The organism is Paenibacillus baimaensis, assembly GCF_025567575.1.
In genome coordinates this window covers 612,537-629,399 of record NZ_JAOQIO010000084.1, presented here as the reverse complement: position 1 = coordinate 629,399, position 16,863 = coordinate 612,537, and the positions used below count along the sequence as shown (strand labels likewise).

The window sequence follows — 16,863 nt, the reverse complement described above, 5'->3', positions numbered from 1 at the left end:
CACATCAGCTAAAAGAAACAAGCTTCCAATCGTAAAAACACCAATTAAAGCGTAATCAAAATAAGTCCACCTCAGTAAATGCCGAAAGCTGCCATCCAGAAGTTTGCCATTCACCGTCTCTTGCTTGCGTCTTTCCTGAAGCTGATTCATGGTGAGCCAAGCCATCAGCACCGCAGATCCGGTTACCAATAGCCCAATCAACCCGGCTATTATGGCCAATGTCTGGTTCATTTCCTAAACACCTCTCTATCTTCATTCACTGTGACTGCATAGATAATACATGTATAAGCCATAAGGTGCAAGTAAAAGTTAAAATTGGAAATATCCATAATAGCGCCAGCATGATACCCATAGGGTATGTGCCGGCGTGCCCCCACACAAATGCTCTATTAAAGCGGTGCACCCACGGGATTTCCGCTGCTGGCTCAGCCGTTTGCCTTGTATACGAAGTAATAACTCCCCGTTTCCAGCCAATGTGGTAGGTGATTTCCCTTTCTCTGTGCTGCTTCGGCTCCATCATTGCGCCCCCGTTCGAATTCCTATATACTATAGTATTTAGTTACACCCAAAAAAGCAATCAGTTTATGAGAAAGTTTTCAATTTACGAGGAGCGTTGTGTCATGTGGTTTGTGTTTGCAGCCGCTTCAGCGGTCTGCTTCGGTTTAAGAGGCATCTTGTATCAATGGACATCGCAGCGTCCCATTGACCGTAATTTACTGCTGCTGGGCGTTTATTTGTCTGGATCAATCATCGCATTCACCGCTAACCTGATCGTAGGGCAGCCTGGGTCGTTAGGAGCTTGGATAGGCGTCCTTATGGGCTTGTTCTCCTTTATATCCAATGCCTCCATGTACCGCGGCTTTGCTGTAGGCAAAGCATCATTGGTGGCCATGTTTACCGGACTCCCCCCCGTTGTAGTCGTGATAGCAGCCTACCTGATATGGGGGGAAAAGCTGAGTCTTTGGCAATCGCTCTCCTTTGTTATTATCGTTTTGGGTCTGTTATTAATCCGTTATTCCAATGATATATCGTGGAGAAATCTCAAAGGTGCTGGCTGGGGAGCTCTAGCCATGCTTGGCTTCGGGTTAACCGATTTATCCTCCAAGCAAGCTACCCTGCTCGGCGCAGAAATTCTGCCCACCCTGACCGCCATGTATATAACAGGCACAATCCTGTTCGGTATTGCATGGCTGCTTAACAAGCGAAGGCTGTCGGTTATCCAGAGAGAAACGGCGGCGGCTGTTGAAGCGAATCCTTCAGGTAAGGACCCGGCTGAGGCCTCACATTTCAGTCAAGCAGCAGCGGAGCTTAACACTCCAGTCTTGTGGAGCACAGCCAAGACCTTATTGTGGGGCCTTGTCATTGGCCTGACCAATATATCCGGCATGATGCTGGTCATGCCTGCCTTTAAGCTGGGGGTAACCGGACTTGTATCTGCAGTAATTGCGATGAACGTCATTCTCGTATTGTTATACGCTCGATTTGGACTTAAGGAACGTTTTAGTCCGTTGGAGACATCTGGTCTATCTCTTGCTCTGATCGGCATTATCGTGCTCCGTTTGGCTGGCTAACGGCACAAGAGACAGTGAATTCATTTATCCAGGGCTAACGTTATCGACACGACAAATAAACTGCATCCTGGTGATGGCAGTTTATTTGTCATGTCGATAGTAAACAACTATTCTTCTTTTCGGTAGCTCCTGTAAACCGTCTTCAGCTGTTGAACCACACGAGACATGGAATACGTATTTTTGGCTTTATCCCATGCGATACGGCTTAGATTGTAGCGATAGGTTGGATCACCTGTCACCTTTTCCAGAGCATTCGTTAATGCAGCCACATCGTCGACAGGTACAAGCAGACCATTTTGCCCGTGAATGATTTGCTCAGGAATACCGCCAACATCGGTCCCGATTAAGGCAAGCCCGCACAACGCAGCCTCGGCAAAAACCGAACCGAAGGACTCCGCACGGGAGGGCAGGACGAACACGTCAAAAAACGGCATAAAGTCCTCGGGATGCAGCATATAGCCATAAAAAATAATTTCCTCGTAAATATTCAGTTCAATGGCCATCTGTTCAAGCTCAGGTCGAATCGGTCCATCGCCAATGAGATGCAGAACAAAAGCTTGCCCGCTCTTTTTCAGTTCTGCACAGGCAAGCAGCAATATATCTATGCCTTTGGCCGGAACTAAACGGCATACCGTAATCAGCTGGGGGATTTTGTTTTCATGAGGAACCGGACGAAACCGTTTTTCGTCAAATCCGTTAGGTATGACACCTATGCGCTCGGGTTCCTGTACAAATTCACCCAAATATTGCTTGAAGGAATTCGACACGGTGAGCAGTTGATCCACCTTATCTTCCAGCTCACAGTAGATCGAGGTCAGGAATGCATGCTCAACTCCATTTGGCTCTATTTTACCATTAAGGATAAGCTCCTTCTCATAACTGGAATGCACCGTCATAATGACCGGAGTGTCCGGATACAGCTGCTTCATCACGAGTCCTACAATAGGATGGTGAGCATGAATCACATCATAGGATTTGGTAATCCGAAGCTTCGTCCACCATACATAATCCTTATAGGTTTGAATATATTTATCGACAATCGGATTGCCCGCGTACATTTCCCAATCGAAGGTTGCAAATTTTACCGGCTCAGTTCCCTTGCCTCGTACCCGTTTCGGAAGTGAAAAGAGCTCCATCTCCCAACCACGCTTGTTAAACCGGTCCAGAATGAAAGGAATCATGGAAGATACGCCACCCGGCTGCTCTGGCGGAAAAAATAATGCTTGTAATATATTCATGAGTGCCCTCCGTAGTATCACATCTTAATTTTAAATTTTATGACATATGCCTGCATCAATGATATCGTATCAGGTATGTATGACCACTACAAGCGTATTCGCGAAAAGAAGAATGTTGACCAAAACGAATGTACGTTTCTATAATAAAGGATATCTCTCCATGAATGCGAGGCTTATATCACTAATGAATGCGCTAAATTTATCAGATTTGTGGATCGGGACTTTGGGAACCATTATTTCTTACACGATTATTGTCGTTATTCTGCTGCTGACCCTGCTCGTTTCCTTTCGGTTGCTGGTCAATCGCAGAAAGATCGGTTATCTTTCCATGATGTTGTCATTAGTTATTCTGATCGCACAGTATGGGCAGTTGATTCAGTTTCAATTGTATCCGACCCCGAATGAGACGGCGGTATTCATTGCACTCATTTTGAAAGCATCGGCTTTTTTATTGGTCAATATCGGTATTTTTCAGCTTTACAATCCTACAAAGGCCAAAGATGGAATCATCATTGGAGTCATCTGTGGCATCATGGCGCTCGTTGCAGCTACTTACTGGTATATTCCTGGCAGCTTTGAGGGCAGTCCAGAGCAGATTAAACAGCTTCAGCCGCTCGGTCTGGAACTATTCATGTTCGTGATCATTTTTGTCAGCTTCATGCTCGTTAATCCACGAATAGGGCAAAATGGCAAGTTCCAGCTTATGCTGACTCTTTACTTTTGCTCACATATGATTTACATGACGAACAAGTATTTGTTTAACGGGACCCAGGGGGTTCTCACCAAGCTTGAACAATTGTTTCCCATGGCCTTTCATATTGTGCTGTTCCTGTTTATTTTCGAACGTATTATTGAAATGATGCAGGCGATTTATAATTCTTCGATCCGTGATGGATTGACGGGACTTTATAATCGCAAATTTTATTACAATCGTGTGAACCAGCATCTAGCGCAGCATATTAAGGTATCCGTCATTTTCAGTGATATCGATAACTTCAAAAAGCTTAATGATACCAAGGGGCACCATATGGGCGATCAGGTGCTCAAGCAGGTGGCTCAGATCGCCAAGGAGGTTGCTGAACCCGATGGAATTTGCGGCCGTTATGGCGGTGAAGAAATTGTGGTGATGGTTATTGGCGACAAAGATGAAACGTCTGAAATCGCTGAAAAAATTCGGGCGCGGGTGGAAGCTGAGACGATCGTAACCGTGAGTGTAGGCTTTAGCTGTTACAGTAAGGGCATCGGTGCTGACGAGCTCATCAAGCAAGCGGATGAGGCGATGTATAAAGCCAAAACGACCGGTAAAAACAAAGTCATCGCTTACGCATGACAACAAACAAAAGGGCGAGGATGCATGGTCATGCACCTTCGCCCTTTTGTTTATTTACAATTATCCGGATGTACTGGATACCTTGCCGTTACGGAACGTTACTTTAATAGAAGTTCCTTCTTTAGTCTTATACTCATAGGTTTGTATTTTGTTAACGCCGCCATCGTCCTGCGATTCGCTAATCAATTTCCCCATTTGACCCATGACTTTAGCTGCCTCATCATATGTCATTCCAAATTCGACTTTTTCTAATTGACTCAATGTAGCAGTGGGCTGCTCCTTTGCCCCATCTGGTCTTGGAACCTCAGGTGCCGCTGGCGTAGTTCCAGTTGGTGGAGTTGTAGCCGGAGGTGTCGTTGTACCTGCCGCAGGTGGCGTTGCTGTGCTTGGTGCTGGTGTCGTCGTTGTAGGAGCCGGTGTCGGTGCGGGCACTGGTGTAGTAGGTGTCGTAACCTCTCCTGGTTTTGCTGCTGGTGTCGTGTCTTTCGTGCATCCGGAAAGGATGATGGTCAAAGCAGCGACTAGTATAATAAGTTGGCGCAAAGAATATCTCCTCCCTTTCTTCTAAGTTGTCAGGAATATGATTCCCAGAGGTTATATTTTTCAAACCTCGTACCTATTATAACGCAATATGATTAGGGATGCGAATTCCACCAGCCGCTTCACTATGCCAGCTTATTGATTTACTGTTCAATGACAAACAATGCATCGAGTGGCTGCTCCAGAAGCTCACTGAGCTTCTTGGCCGTGCCGGGACCAACTGACTTCACAGAACGCTCCAAAAGGCTGATATAAGAAGGACTCAGACCCGACTGCTTGGCCAGCTCTCGTTGGGACAAGCCTTTGAATACTCGGGCTCTCACAAAAGCATTGGTATTGGTACGAATTCTTTTCATCTGTAAGTAGTCACTCCCCCTCTTTTCCTTCTATTTCCCATATTATCATTATATTTTACTTTTGGAAATATTTTATTTACTTTTGAATACATTTGTGTGAGCGTTGAAATTACAGAAGTTTACTGATATTATATCAATGTTAACCATTGTTTACTTATGAAAATGCAGGTGTCCCTTATGAATTTTTATGAGCAGCTGCGCGATATGCGCAAATTGAAAGGTTTTACTATTCGCGAATTGGCGGATCGCTCCGGCGTGTCTTCAGCCTACATTTCCCAAATGGAAAATGGCAATCGTGGAGTGCCTTCTCCGGATGTATTGATGAAGCTATCAGAGGGTTTGAATACCCCCTACTCCAACTTGATGGAGATCGCCGGTTATCTGGAGCAGCCCCAAGATAGTGAGCGCAGCAAGGATTATGTAAAACCTCGTGTGAACCTGAGACGATTTTTACGTGATAATGAATTGAGCTTTGATGGTGTTGAACTCACCGAGCAGGATAAGGAATGGATAGAACGGATGTTGACCGTCTTGTTTTGGAAAGACAAAAAGAAAGATGAGAAAACTGAAGTCTAAGCAGTCGTTCCGCTTTAATTAACAATTAAACAAACCAGCCCGAAGGCGCAGATTAAGGCTCTTACAGTCCTTAATCCGAACCCTCGGGCTGGTTGTAATTTTGCAAACTAGTGAACCCAATCTGCTTCGTAATTGATTTCTTCAAATGGTTGATTTTGATACAGCATAATGAGATTGAAGGATTCAAAATCTTTTTCCTTGTCCATTTCCTGCATCATCAGCTTCGCAATCGACTCGCGATCCACGGAATCTCCCGGCTCACGAAAATCGATAAATCCTTGCAGCTGACGATAGCTGGCATCAATCGTAGCTCTCCCGATTGGCAACCCCCCGTGTGACTGCTGGTAAATTTCGAAGATATACGTATCGCCATTGCCTTTGGTACGAACCACCGTATAATCTCGTTCATCCTCATCGACTAACGCTGCCGAAGCCGAAGGTGCCGAATATCGTTCAACAGCAGCTTCTTCGTCATGAATTGAACCTTCTAAGCCCATCACATATTCATTTTGTTCTTCGGCATTTTCATCCTCAAAGCGTTCGTATTCCATCCAGTCATAGTCGTAGTCATAATCTTCCTCAACGTCGACCCAGTCTGATTTCTCCATGCTTGCAAAAAAGAGTGGATCAAGCTCGCTGTAAGATACAGTTACCTCACAAGTTCGGGCACCTAATGCATAGGTTAAGGACTCCAGGTGCGCTTGTACAAAGGTAATTACCTGCTGTCTGGCATGTTCGGGATATACCGCTTGCTCCAATTGGACGGCCCCGGTAATCCGGTCTGCCTCACGATAAACGAGCGTCATAATTCCGATACATTGATGTTTCCACATAATGTCGTTTACTTCTCCACTCGCTGTCTTCAAATCGGTTCTAAGCCAAACATCGGTCATCCAAGCTCGCCTCCAATGGACTTGATATGTGTGGTTGCCAGATGTCAGAAACCATCAATGATTAGCGTGTCCCATCCCGCCCAAAATATGAATCATCAGGATAAATGTCCATGCCAAGCATGATCTTTGTCATATTAAGATGTAGACCATTGAAAGGTAGGGCAAGTAATTCCAACGTACGTATTTGACCACCCTTGTGAAGCGTACTCGTTCTACCCAATTGTTGACTGTTCAATATGGAGTATGGGAGGAATCAGCATGTCTGCAATCGGAGGTTTGCACACGAGTACTGGTGCTATTCTTGTATTATACATCTTGTTAGTCATCATTCTCAGCGCTGGTTGGTTGTAAGCCCGCTCAAAAAAAGACCGATATGCTGTGCAATCACAGTCATTCGGTCTTTTTGCCTTTATACGTGGGCAAGCTGTAATTGGGCAAGCTCGATCTCCGTCAGTTCGCGATAAGCGCCGGGCGCCAAGTACTCATCTAGCAGCAGCGTTCCCATGGAAATTCTTTTGAGAAACACGACCCGTTTGCCAACAGCTTCAAACATCCGTTTCACTTGATGAAATTTACCTTCCTGAATCGTCAGCTCGATTTTGGCAACGACACCTTTATCAGGATCACCGGCTTCCAAAATATTCAACTGGGCCGGCATGGTGAGGTATCCGTCATCCAGAGTCACTCCGCTTTGGAAAATCTCCTGGTCCTTCACCGTTACCAAACCATCCACCTCGGCAAAATACATTTTGGCCACATGCTTGCGGGGTGAAAGTAAATTATGCGCAAGCTTACCATCATTGGTCAGCAGCAGCAAGCCCTCTGTATCCTTGTCCAGACGCCCAACAGGAAATAACTCATAATGGGCATACGATTCATCCAGCAGATCCAGTACGGTTCGCTCACGGCTATCCTCTGTCGCTGAAATGACGCCTTGCGGCTTGTTCAGCATCAGATACATAAACTCACGGTAACGTACGATTTGTCCGTCCACAGTGATCCGATCCTGCTCCGGATGAACCTGCATCCCTCCATCCTTGATCGGACGGTCATTGACTTGAATAAGACCATTCTTGACCATTCGTTTGATTTCACTTCGTGTGCCATGGCCAGCATGAGCCAACAGCTTTTCCAGACGCATTGTTTGCTTCAATTATGTCCACCTCCAACCCGGGGGATATTCATTCTTCAATATACCATCCTGCCATTTGCCCCAGCCTACAGGAAAACCATCGATAAGAACGAGGCAATAACCTTTGAATGCAATGTCATGATTACGCCTCTGAATGGCAGATTCGGCCACCTCCAGCGTCTCTCCCCTCAAATATCGGGCTGCGGCAGCAGATGTGGCTTCCAGTTCAATCGTACGAACGGCATCCTCTTTACTGAGCCCCATAGCCATCGCATGGGAGGGTTCAAATCGCTGTTTTTTTAATGTACCGATGTACCATCCAGGACGAATGATGCGAATGCCACTTAGATCTGGTAATCCGATCGGTGATGCATAAACATGCTCGCCATGCAGCGTTACTTGTGAAATCCCTACTTCCGGAGCATGTTCAGTCATGAAACGATACAACAGCTGCAAATCAACCTCAGACTGCTGCTTACCAGCTGACTGTAAGCTAGGAGAATGCTTGCCCTTTAACGACCTGGCAGACTTGTTCGGTTTCATGGTCGGACGAGCTGCCGCGGACTGAAGATTCGCTTCTGGTTGAGCAGCGGCGCTGGCAATTCCATTATGCAGCAGTACAGCCACAAAATGCCCTTCGCCTTCCAGCTGATGAGGCCACAGTCTTACCGTCCCTTTTACAGCCTCTCTCGCACGATCTGAGAAGCTATTAAGCTGTCCGGATAGTTCTGTGTCATATCCCTGAGATAATCCATCCACAGCCGCCACAGGCACTACCATGAATTCGGGGTGCTTATCCAGAAATTCAGCGATCATCGCCTCATTTTCTTCCAATGAAAACGTACAGGTAGAATAGACCATACGACCTCCCGATCGTAGCATAGAAGCCGCTTGGTCCAACAGCTCTCTCTGCATAACGGCGTAACGTTCTACCCAATCAGGCTCCCAGGCTTTGGCCATATCCGCTTCCTTACGGAACATCCCCTCACCAGAGCAGGGTGCATCAATTAATATTTTATCAAAAAAATGCGCAAAGTTATGCTTAAGCTTTTCTGGCTGCTCGTTCAATACGACGGCGTTCCGTACTCCTGACAGCTCAATATTTTTGACCAGTGCCTTCACACGATCGGAATGAATATCGTTCGTCACCAGCATACCTTGACCCGCAAGCTTAGTTGCGATTTGTGTAGACTTCCCTCCAGGCGCTGCACATAAATCAAGTACCCGTTCACCAGGCTGAACGTCCAGAAGCTCTACTGGCGCCATTGCACTGGGTTCCTGAATATAATATAAACCGGTGTGGTAGTGGAGATGCTTGCCCGGTCTGCTGTCCTCTTCATAATAAAAACCACTGGATGCCCACGAAATTGATCTTAGCTGTAATAAGGTCAGCTTTAAGAACAGCTCCGTAGTACACTTTAAGGTATTAATCCTGAGTCCATACACTCTGGGTTTGTCATAGGAAGCAATGAACGCCGGGTACTGCTCTCCCAACAGCGAGCTCATTCTAGCCACAAATTCCGCAGGTAAATACCTGCCTTGTATTCCATCACTTTCTGTCAATAGGTGTCCAACTTTCCTTAGTATCATAGATGAATGCAGCCGAGCTCGTGAACTGTACCTATTATATTTCTTATAGCTGGATGCTGCAACATGTCATAATTCATTCATTTTTGAAGGAAACAGCAGCAGGAAATCACGATCCTTTTATCGAAATCCTTGGATAGCCAAATGATTTATCATATAATGATAGAATTCACAAGTAGAGAGGATTATACCTGAATGAAAAAGATTGCGATTTACTTATCCATCATTGTTGTACTTTTCGCAGGGTTATATGTCGTGAACCAACAATCGGACAAAGCCAAGAATAGCAAATTCGCCAACAATGTATACGGCATGGCACCCGACAAAATGAATCCTGAAACCGTCAAGCAGCTTGATGATCCCAATTATCAGAATATCATTTTGCCGGCAGAGCTAGATAAAAAGCTGAACGCCAAAGAAGACTTTTTTGTATATTACTTTGCCTCTACCTGCCCGCACTGCAAAAGAACAACTCCGGTTCTGGCCCCGCTGAGCAAGGAATTGGGAATCGATGTCAAACAGTTTAATCTTGAAGAATTCAAAGATGGCTGGAGCAAATACAATATTCAATCCACACCTACTCTGATCTATTATAAAGCAGGTAAAGAAGTGGAGCGGATGGTTGGCGGTATCGCTGAAGCCGGTCAGCAGGGTTACAATTCGGACTCCTTCAAACAATTTTTGCAAAAGTACAAAGCCAAATAGAGCAGATGAGCGAAAGCTCCTGCTCTATTTTTTTATAATTAGGTCTGGACAGTACGCTATGGACAGCATCAATGCTCTTCTTCCTCAACACCAGGTATTGGCGGATTGGCTATAAGAACCCCTACCGCTTCGTCCAAATTCGGATCGATGACCCTAATGTTCAAGTCATAGAATGTGAACGGCTGTTCAGCCATTCGTTCCAGCTGCTGCAAGTAACGCTGACTATCCGCGACCAACAGAGCCAGGTCGATCCCCATTACCTCCGCTTGGCGACCCGCCAGCTTCTCCAGTGCCGCTGTGAATAGCTTGATCGCTCCACTCACATTTCCATTCCGATGATGATACAAACCAACGGCTACCTGAAGCAGTCCTTGGTATAAAGGAGCCCTTCCTTCCTCAAGCCAGAGCTCTTCCATCACCTCATGGCACTCAAAATAATCGCGTTCCACATTAAAATAATAGATGAATTTCACGTACAATCGGTCATATTCCGGCCTCGCAGTCAATGGAAGCACCTCCATTTCTTATGAAGCCGCTATCCTTTTTTGGCACGAGTGATAGCATCATCAATCTCCATGGACAGCTCCCTCAAATATCTGATATCCTCAGTCTCCCAATGCTCGTTAAACCGAAATTGAAATTGTACGGCTTCACGAACCCGATGGTAAAAATACAGCTCCTGTATCCCGTTGAGTATTCGCGATACAATATTCGAATTATCCTCGAACAGCTGCTGCGCTTCCATAATCTCATCACGGATGCTGCTCATCTCCTGATCCAGCAAATAGGCTGCCTCGGCAGCTTTACTGAGTCGTTTGATAACCTCCGGTGGCAAACTCTCCCGGTATTTATAGTTCAGAGAATGCTCGATAGTGGCCCAGAAATTCATAGCCAATGTACGGATCTGAACCTCAGCCAGCACCCTTTTCATCCCAAGCGCCGTTTGTACGGGATATTCCAATATCATATGGTAGCTGCGATAGCCGCTTGGTTTCTTGTTCAGTACATAATCCTTTTCATACAATAACGTCATATCCTGCCGGACGCGAATCAAATTAGCCAGCCGCTCGATATCCTCCACAAACTGGCACATGATGCGAATGCCGGCAATGTCTTCAATCCCGGTTTCCAACTGCTCCATAGGAACATTCAATCGCTTGGCCTTATCAAGGATGCTTGATATTTTCTTGACTCTGCCGGTCACAAATTCGATTGGTGAATATTCATCACGGCTTTTCAATTCCCCGCGTAACGTTTTGAATTTGACCTTTAATTCTTCAACAGCCTGGTCATAAGGCATGAGAAACTTTTTCCAATCGCGTCCATCCATCCATACCCCTCCATTTTACCGATGCCGATGTGCTGAACCGACTGCTTCCGTAATGTTAGCAAATCCGTCCTTATGCAGCAATTGTTGCAAACCCTCATTCAATCGCCTTACCAGTGAGGGGCCCTCATAAATCAAAGCCGTATAGATTTCTACCAGACTGGCTCCCGCACATATTTTGTCATACGCATGTTGGGCTGTAAATACACCACCAGAGCCAATAATCGGCATTTTGCCTTCCGTAAGCTCATATAAAGTATGAATAAGCTGTGTGGAACGTTCGGTTAACGGCTTACCGCTGAGTCCACCAGCTTCTCCCTTATGACGATGGGTCAGACCTTCTCTGGAAATCGTCGTGTTCGAGGCAATGATCCCGGATACCCCGCTTGCTACAATCGTTTGCACCATATAAGTAATTTCATCAGTCCCAAGATCCGGTGCTATTTTGACCAAAACCGGCTTCGCGGCTCCTCCATGCTTTTGATGCTGGAGTTTCATCTCGTCTTGAACGGCAGCCAGCAATCGAGATAAATCGTCACCATGCTGAAGGCTGCGCAAATCCGGTGTATTGGGCGAACTGATATTCACTACAAAAAAATCTCCGTACGTATACAATCTGGTAATACAAGCACGATAGTCGTCTTCCGCGTGTTCGTTTGGTGTCAGCTTATTTTTGCCGATATTCACTGCAACCGGGATTGTACGTTTGGCAGTCTGCTCCAAATGCTTGGCCATCACATCAATGCCTACATTATTAAACCCCATGCGGTTAATTAATGCGGTGTCCTCAGGAAGTCTGAACAACCGCGGCAGCTCATTCCCAGCCTGAGGTTTGGGTGTAACGGTGCCAACTTCCATAAATCCAAAACCAAGATTAGAAAACCCGGCGACTGCTTTCGCATTCTTGTCGAGCCCTGCGGCCAGTCCTATCGGATTGGCAAAATGAATTCCCCATAACGTTGATTCCAATGCTGCCGTTTGCTTGACCCCATACAATCCTTCAAGCAAGCTATTAACTCCTGGAATCGTCGAAGCCGTATGAAGCCCATCTATAGTAAGATGATGTGCCTTCTCCGCATCCATTCGAAAAAGCAGCGGTTTTAACATATTTCTGTATAACATTCCTATTGTCTCTCCCTTAAACAAACGATAACTTATTCTCTTTGAACAGTTTATCGTTTTATGCAAGAAAAATAAAGAGCAGAGGCTATACAAAATGTTGTTTGTTCGCTGCTACAGTATGATAAAATATTCATAAATCCATCAAAAAGGCAGGGCGACTCCTATGCAACGAAAAAAACCAACTTATTTACGACAACGTAAACCTCAGGATACCGTCAACAAAAAACGAATCATAATAGTATGCTCCGTTTTTGCTGCCCTGATCATTGCCATGGCTCTATTACTTCTATTGCGTTAGGAAAGCGTTTTATTTTTATCTACATCAAGCTAATCAAGCCATTTGTACACTTTCCCCGGATTGGTTTCATTGCTGGTCAGGGGAAGTGTAAAGACGGGCTCCCCACGCTTTATCTCTGAGGGCAGCAAGCCCTTGCCAATCGTAACCGGTGTCCCGATCGGTGCCATATCGAACAATTCCTCGATATCTTCCTTCAACATACGTACGCAGCCTAATGACTCATCCTTGCCTATGCTATTAGGTTTATTCGTTCCGTGAATAGCGTATAAAGGGTTGGAAAGCCCCATGCCTCTGCTGCCAAAATCACCGTTCGATTTTCCATTCGGATTTCTTACTTTCTCCGCTATTTCAAAAGTTCCCTCAGGGGTACGATCTGCACCCAAACCAACGGGATAGCTCCTGACGATAATCGTTCCACTAACCAAAGCCAGTCGATGGTTAGTCTTATCCACAATAATCCGCAGTGGATCTTTAAGAGGCTTCTGAAGTCCAGACGCTGACGCCTCTTGACCATTCCCGGAAGAGCCAGAACCTTGACTTGGCGGTACCGTTGTTGGCGTTCCTGATGCTGATGGGCTCCCCTGAGGAGTAACCGTGTCCGTTAATTGGGCTTTATCCTGCTCATATAGCTGCTCCATGAAGGGAGTAACCCCGGGAAGTATATTTTGCGGATGCGGCTGGTTCAAAGCTTGCAGATTCTCAGGAAGCTTCCCATTCATACGACGGTATGCATCTATAGCTGAACGAAGCACGACTTCCTGCTCACGCTGCCCCATCCAGGACTGATAGATAGATTTGGGCTTCGAATCCTCTGTCGGCACGCATTGACAGCTTTCTGCGTCGTGATATTGGATTTGCTGCTGGGCAGCATCCTGCTTGCCTTCGACGGAAAGCAGAATGTCGGGAGGCTGCAGCCAGGATATCCATTTGCCGTCTTCTGTCAGTTTACCCGATGCCAATATAGCGTAGCTGTTTATCCGCTCCTTAATCAGCATCTCCTGTAAAGCCGCCCCTACACGCTCCTTCGTTTTCGCACCCGCTATGTAATACACCTTGGTTTGCTGTACCTGTTCGAGACTTACATCCTTCGGTAATGCCGGAAGAGCAGTCTGCGTCTCGGGCTCAGGTGCAGGGGCAAACGCAGGAAGGTATGCGATCCCGAATACAATCATGGCCAGCAAAACTGCCAGCCGCGCACGACTCAGCCAGCGTTTCCGTTTGCCCCGTCGATCCAGCTGCTCCAGCGCCTCCTGGGATTCAAGAGATACTGTAATCGTTTGGTTTTCAAAGGCTTCATAAATCTCACCGGCTTGTCCATAACAGTACAAGGCTTTTCCACGTTTGCCCAGACTATCATATTCCCTTCCCAACAAGTACCAGGCCATTTTATTAGTAGGATGCTCACGCACATATTTTTTCAGTCGCATCTGATCGTCCAAGGTATTGTTATTGAAAAATTGCCTCAGCTGTTCCTCATGATCCTTTGGTTTCACGGTATCCCTTCTTTCAACCTACTTACTGCAACCTTCTCATTGTAATATCGGCACCATCCTTCATTTTGTAAAGAGTCGAGGATAAACGGCTACGCCGTCCTTCATGGACGAGTGCGTTTACCCAGAAATATATGCATTTTATAGAGTGAATCATATAAATTCTTATATTTTGAAAAAAACACCTCCGCTCCATAGTTGAAGTGAGGTGCTTGTGATTGTTATTCAAATATATAAGGGGGATCGATCTCCCCGCCCTTTAAGTAATTCCGCGCTTGCATCACATTTTTAAAAGCCTCAACGACCACAGGGTCAAAATGCGAGCCCTTGCAGCGCACAATTTCTTCCACACCTTCCTGGCAGCTGATTCCTTTGGAATAAGGACGATCGGTAGTCATTGCATCAAAAGCATCGGCAACTGCGACAATACGCGCATAAAAGGGGATACTTTCACCCCTCAGTCCTTCCGGATAGCCGCTTCCATCCATTTTTTCATGATGGTACTTCGCAACCTCCGTCGCTTGAATCATCCGTTCCACAGGTTCTACCTTCGACAGAATACGTGCACCTATCAGGGTATGAGAAATCATACTTTGAAACTCTTCGTCATTCAGACTTTCTGCTTTCAATAACACCCGATCTGGCACGCCAATCTTGCCAATATCATGCATCAAGGCAGAACGATAAAAATGTTTGCATTCTTCTTCGGATATTCCAAGCTCCCTTGCAATCCACAAAGAATAAAGGGCTACACGCGATGAATGTCCCGACGTGTAGGGATCTCTGGAATCCAAGGCAAAAACCAATGAATGTATCACACTTATCGGAAAAGGGTGGTCCATCGATGTCAAACCGCTTTTTAATTCTAATGCCGACTCCAGCAACAGGGTAAGATCTCGATTACGTTGTTCCAACTGTTCCAGTTTGTCTTTGAGCTGCTGAATATCGGACACGGTTATGCCTCCAACTGAATCGCTTTTTCTCATCATAATCGAAAAGACCTACTATGTGAAGTGAAGAATGCATCTTCTCTGCACACAATAGGTCTTTGGAATGAAGCTTTTAACGGGTAATCGTTGATTTAGTTCTTAAAATCGCTGTTCGGGCTGCATCATTCCACTGAACATCCAAACCAATTTCCTCTGCAAAAAAACGAACTGGAACATATGTGTGATCTTCTTTGATGTAAGGTGCGACATCCGTTTCCTTTACAGCCGAATCCTTACCCTGCACGATACGTTTAACGCCTGTCTTATCAATGTACAATTCGATGGTAACACCATCTTTGGCCAATTGTACACTTCGGTTCGCATCGTTAAAGGTAACAGTATAACCAAGTGCTTCCGTTATGGCACGAACCGGTACCATCGTTCTTCCGTTGTCAATTTCCGGTTGTACATCGAACTGAATCCACTGAGGTCCATACACTACTTTTACGTTAGCATCCTTGGGTAAATTAGCTGGGAGCTGGTAGGCGCTTATTTTACGTATTTTATTGTTGTAGGCATCTGCGACGATGATATTGCCATCGGATGTGATCGCAACATCAACAGGGTTTTTGAATGCAGCACTGCGTTCAACACCGTCAGTTTCACCACCGCGTAAACTGGCAGCCCCAGCTAGTGTTGTGACTTGGCCTTTATCCAAATAACGGATGGAGTGATTCAACGAATCTGCAATGACCAACCCGCCATCTGCAGTAACAGCAAGTCCTCTTGGAGAATTGAATAGAGCTTTATTGGCCGGACCATCCGCATAATCACCAGGCGCGTAAAGTGCCGTTTTCGAATATACAGTGCCTTTATCATCGATCGTACTGCTACCTGCAACCGTTGTTACCGTGTTCTGTTTGAGGTCAATATAACGAATTCTTTGGTTCCCTGTGTCACTTACATATAAGTTCCCCTTGCTGTCCAGGGCCAGTCCTGTTGGCTCGTTGAACTTTGCCATTTGCAGGGCTCCATCCAAATAATCGCCTGCTTGAACGACCTGACCAGGTGTCACTTCAATTAAACGTCCTGATAAAGCATTCAATGACTTGACCTCGCCGTTTGGGCTGATACTCCGAATCAGATGATTAAGCGTATCCGCTACATACAGGGTTCCATCTGCAGCAGCTACGACATCTGACGGACGATTGAAGGTAGCAGTGCTACCCGTTCCGTCCTTCATTCCAACCTCACCGTTACCAGCAATTGTAGTCACGTTACCTTCGCTGTCTATTTTCCGTATCGCATGATTTCCTGCATCTGCTATAAGGAGGTTTCCTTTGCTGTCCAAGGAAAGTCCCATCGGTTCTTGAAAAAAGGAAGCATCTGTCTTTCCATCATAACGTCCGCCGACCGGAAAACCCTTTGCGTCTTTGAGAAGATTCAGTCCGGCAAATGTAGTAACCTGTCCGTCTTTCAGCTTCCTAATGACATGATTACGAGTATCAGAGATAAGGATCGATCCATCCGACAAAGCAATCACGCCGGACGGGTTTCGAAATGAGGTTGAAGCCGAGGCTCCATTCTCATTTCCGAAATCACCGATACCGGCCAAGGATGTAACATCGGTTAATATTTGATCGTTGCTTCCTTTTAAGCTATCCACCGAGAATGAAGCGCCCCATACAGTCGATGTGCCCATCAATAAGGATGATATAAATGCCGTGGCAACGATTTTGCTAACTTTTTTCATAGTTTTCCCCTTCCCG

Annotated in this window: 17 protein-coding genes; 5 read left to right on the top strand and 12 right to left on the bottom strand. The window is 45.9% G+C overall.

Translation table 11 applies throughout. The features are described 5' to 3' along the window. The first annotated feature begins 620 nt into the window (after positions 1 to 620). A complete protein-coding gene (locus OB236_RS21995) occupies positions 621 to 1,571 on the top strand; it encodes a DMT family transporter (RefSeq protein WP_262685896.1) in 951 nt (316 codons plus the stop codon). Positions 1,572 to 1,678: 107 nt separating this feature from the next. On the opposite strand, the gene OB236_RS21990 is transcribed toward OB236_RS21995, so the two are convergent. Beyond that, on the bottom strand, positions 1,679 to 2,809 hold the full coding sequence (locus OB236_RS21990; protein WP_262685894.1) for a glycosyltransferase family 4 protein: 1,131 nt from the start codon (positions 2,807 to 2,809) through the stop codon (positions 1,679 to 1,681). 160 nt (positions 2,810 to 2,969) lie between these two features. On the opposite strand from OB236_RS21990, the gene OB236_RS21985 reads away from it, so the two are divergent. Continuing rightward, positions 2,970 to 4,139: a GGDEF domain-containing protein gene (locus OB236_RS21985; protein ID WP_076229229.1), complete on the top strand. Its 1,170-nt coding sequence runs from the start codon at positions 2,970 to 2,972 to the stop codon at positions 4,137 to 4,139. 60 nt (positions 4,140 to 4,199) lie between these two features. Here OB236_RS21985 and OB236_RS21980 read toward each other — a convergent pair whose 3' ends face one another. Beyond that, positions 4,200 to 4,682 carry a hypothetical protein gene (locus OB236_RS21980; RefSeq protein ID WP_262685892.1) on the bottom strand — a complete coding sequence of 161 codons (483 nt, stop codon included), beginning with the start codon at positions 4,680 to 4,682 and terminating at the stop codon, positions 4,200 to 4,202. Between the two features lie 140 nt (positions 4,683 to 4,822). Further along, positions 4,823 to 5,035, bottom strand: a complete 213-nt coding sequence (locus OB236_RS21975; protein ID WP_076229227.1) for a helix-turn-helix domain-containing protein — start codon at positions 5,033 to 5,035, stop codon at positions 4,823 to 4,825. A 177-nt stretch (positions 5,036 to 5,212) separates the two neighbouring features. Between OB236_RS21975 and OB236_RS21970 the strand changes: the two genes are divergently transcribed. Beyond that, positions 5,213 to 5,611, top strand: coding sequence for a helix-turn-helix domain-containing protein (locus OB236_RS21970; protein WP_076229226.1), 399 nt, complete (start codon positions 5,213 to 5,215; stop codon positions 5,609 to 5,611). Positions 5,612 to 5,718: 107 nt separating this feature from the next. Here OB236_RS21970 and OB236_RS21965 read toward each other — a convergent pair whose 3' ends face one another. After that, a complete protein-coding gene (locus tag OB236_RS21965) occupies positions 5,719 to 6,504 on the bottom strand; it encodes a hypothetical protein (RefSeq protein WP_262685890.1) in 786 nt (261 codons plus the stop codon). 258 nt (positions 6,505 to 6,762) lie between these two features. Here OB236_RS21965 and OB236_RS21960 point away from each other — a divergent pair, with 258 nt between their 5' ends. Beyond that, entirely contained in the window at positions 6,763 to 6,855 is a 93-nt protein-coding gene (locus OB236_RS21960; RefSeq protein ID WP_083689114.1) for a sporulation protein YjcZ, read from the top strand. Between the two features lie 58 nt (positions 6,856 to 6,913). Here the strand turns inward: OB236_RS21960 and OB236_RS21955 are convergent, their stop codons facing one another. Both OB236_RS21955 and OB236_RS21950 read right to left on the bottom strand, forming a co-directional pair. Then, positions 6,914 to 7,657, bottom strand: coding sequence for a pseudouridine synthase (locus tag OB236_RS21955; RefSeq protein ID WP_262685888.1), 744 nt, complete (start codon positions 7,655 to 7,657; stop codon positions 6,914 to 6,916). After that, positions 7,658 to 9,199 carry an RsmF rRNA methyltransferase first C-terminal domain-containing protein gene (locus tag OB236_RS21950; RefSeq protein ID WP_262685887.1) on the bottom strand — a complete coding sequence of 514 codons (1,542 nt, stop codon included), beginning with the start codon at positions 9,197 to 9,199 and terminating at the stop codon, positions 7,658 to 7,660. A 219-nt stretch (positions 9,200 to 9,418) separates the two neighbouring features. Between OB236_RS21950 and OB236_RS21945 the strand changes: the two genes are divergently transcribed. Beyond that, positions 9,419 to 9,928: a thioredoxin family protein gene (locus OB236_RS21945; RefSeq protein WP_262685886.1), complete on the top strand. Its 510-nt coding sequence runs from the start codon at positions 9,419 to 9,421 to the stop codon at positions 9,926 to 9,928. A 68-nt stretch (positions 9,929 to 9,996) separates the two neighbouring features. Here the strand turns inward: OB236_RS21945 and OB236_RS21940 are convergent, their stop codons facing one another. From OB236_RS21940 to OB236_RS21915, 6 genes are all read right to left on the bottom strand, one after another. After that, positions 9,997 to 10,434 carry a DUF309 domain-containing protein gene (locus OB236_RS21940; RefSeq protein WP_256711198.1) on the bottom strand — a complete coding sequence of 146 codons (438 nt, stop codon included), beginning with the start codon at positions 10,432 to 10,434 and terminating at the stop codon, positions 9,997 to 9,999. 29 nt (positions 10,435 to 10,463) lie between these two features. Beyond that, a complete protein-coding gene (locus OB236_RS21935) occupies positions 10,464 to 11,258 on the bottom strand; it encodes a GTP pyrophosphokinase (RefSeq protein WP_076229221.1) in 795 nt (264 codons plus the stop codon). 15 nt (positions 11,259 to 11,273) lie between these two features. Then, positions 11,274 to 12,377, bottom strand: a complete 1,104-nt coding sequence (locus OB236_RS21930) for a quinone-dependent dihydroorotate dehydrogenase (RefSeq protein WP_262685885.1) — start codon at positions 12,375 to 12,377, stop codon at positions 11,274 to 11,276. Positions 12,378 to 12,704: 327 nt separating this feature from the next. Then, positions 12,705 to 14,168 carry a L,D-transpeptidase gene (locus tag OB236_RS21925; RefSeq protein WP_262685884.1) on the bottom strand — a complete coding sequence of 488 codons (1,464 nt, stop codon included), beginning with the start codon at positions 14,166 to 14,168 and terminating at the stop codon, positions 12,705 to 12,707. 218 nt (positions 14,169 to 14,386) lie between these two features. Next, positions 14,387 to 15,118 carry an HD-GYP domain-containing protein gene (locus OB236_RS21920; protein WP_262685883.1) on the bottom strand — a complete coding sequence of 244 codons (732 nt, stop codon included), beginning with the start codon at positions 15,116 to 15,118 and terminating at the stop codon, positions 14,387 to 14,389. A gap of 109 nt (positions 15,119 to 15,227) precedes the next feature. Then, a complete protein-coding gene (locus OB236_RS21915; protein WP_262685881.1) occupies positions 15,228 to 16,847 on the bottom strand; it encodes a stalk domain-containing protein in 1,620 nt (539 codons plus the stop codon). Positions 16,848 to 16,863 lie beyond the last annotated feature (16 nt).

Excerpts from the sequence above, each read along its gene's own strand:
- OB236_RS21995 (WP_262685896.1), top strand. The coding sequence starts at position 621 with ATGTGGTTTGTGTTTGCAGCCGCTTCAGCGGTCTGCTTCGGTTTAAGA.
- OB236_RS21990 (WP_262685894.1), bottom strand. The coding sequence starts at position 2,809 with ATGAATATATTACAAGCATTATTTTTTCCGCCAGAGCAGCCGGGTGGC.
- OB236_RS21970 (WP_076229226.1), top strand. The coding sequence starts at position 5,213 with ATGAATTTTTATGAGCAGCTGCGCGATATGCGCAAATTGAAAGGTTTT.
- OB236_RS21935 (WP_076229221.1), bottom strand. The coding sequence starts at position 11,258 with ATGGATGGACGCGATTGGAAAAAGTTTCTCATGCCTTATGACCAGGCT.
- OB236_RS21915 (WP_262685881.1), bottom strand. The coding sequence starts at position 16,847 with ATGAAAAAAGTTAGCAAAATCGTTGCCACGGCATTTATATCATCCTTA.
- OB236_RS21985 (WP_076229229.1), top strand. The coding sequence starts at position 2,970 with ATGAATGCGAGGCTTATATCACTAATGAATGCGCTAAATTTATCAGAT.
- OB236_RS21965 (WP_262685890.1), bottom strand. The coding sequence starts at position 6,504 with ATGACCGATGTTTGGCTTAGAACCGATTTGAAGACAGCGAGTGGAGAA.
- OB236_RS21960 (WP_083689114.1), top strand. The coding sequence starts at position 6,763 with ATGTCTGCAATCGGAGGTTTGCACACGAGTACTGGTGCTATTCTTGTA.
- OB236_RS21930 (WP_262685885.1), bottom strand. The coding sequence starts at position 12,377 with ATGTTATACAGAAATATGTTAAAACCGCTGCTTTTTCGAATGGATGCG.
- OB236_RS21945 (WP_262685886.1), top strand. The coding sequence starts at position 9,419 with ATGAAAAAGATTGCGATTTACTTATCCATCATTGTTGTACTTTTCGCA.
- OB236_RS21975 (WP_076229227.1), bottom strand. The coding sequence starts at position 5,035 with ATGAAAAGAATTCGTACCAATACCAATGCTTTTGTGAGAGCCCGAGTA.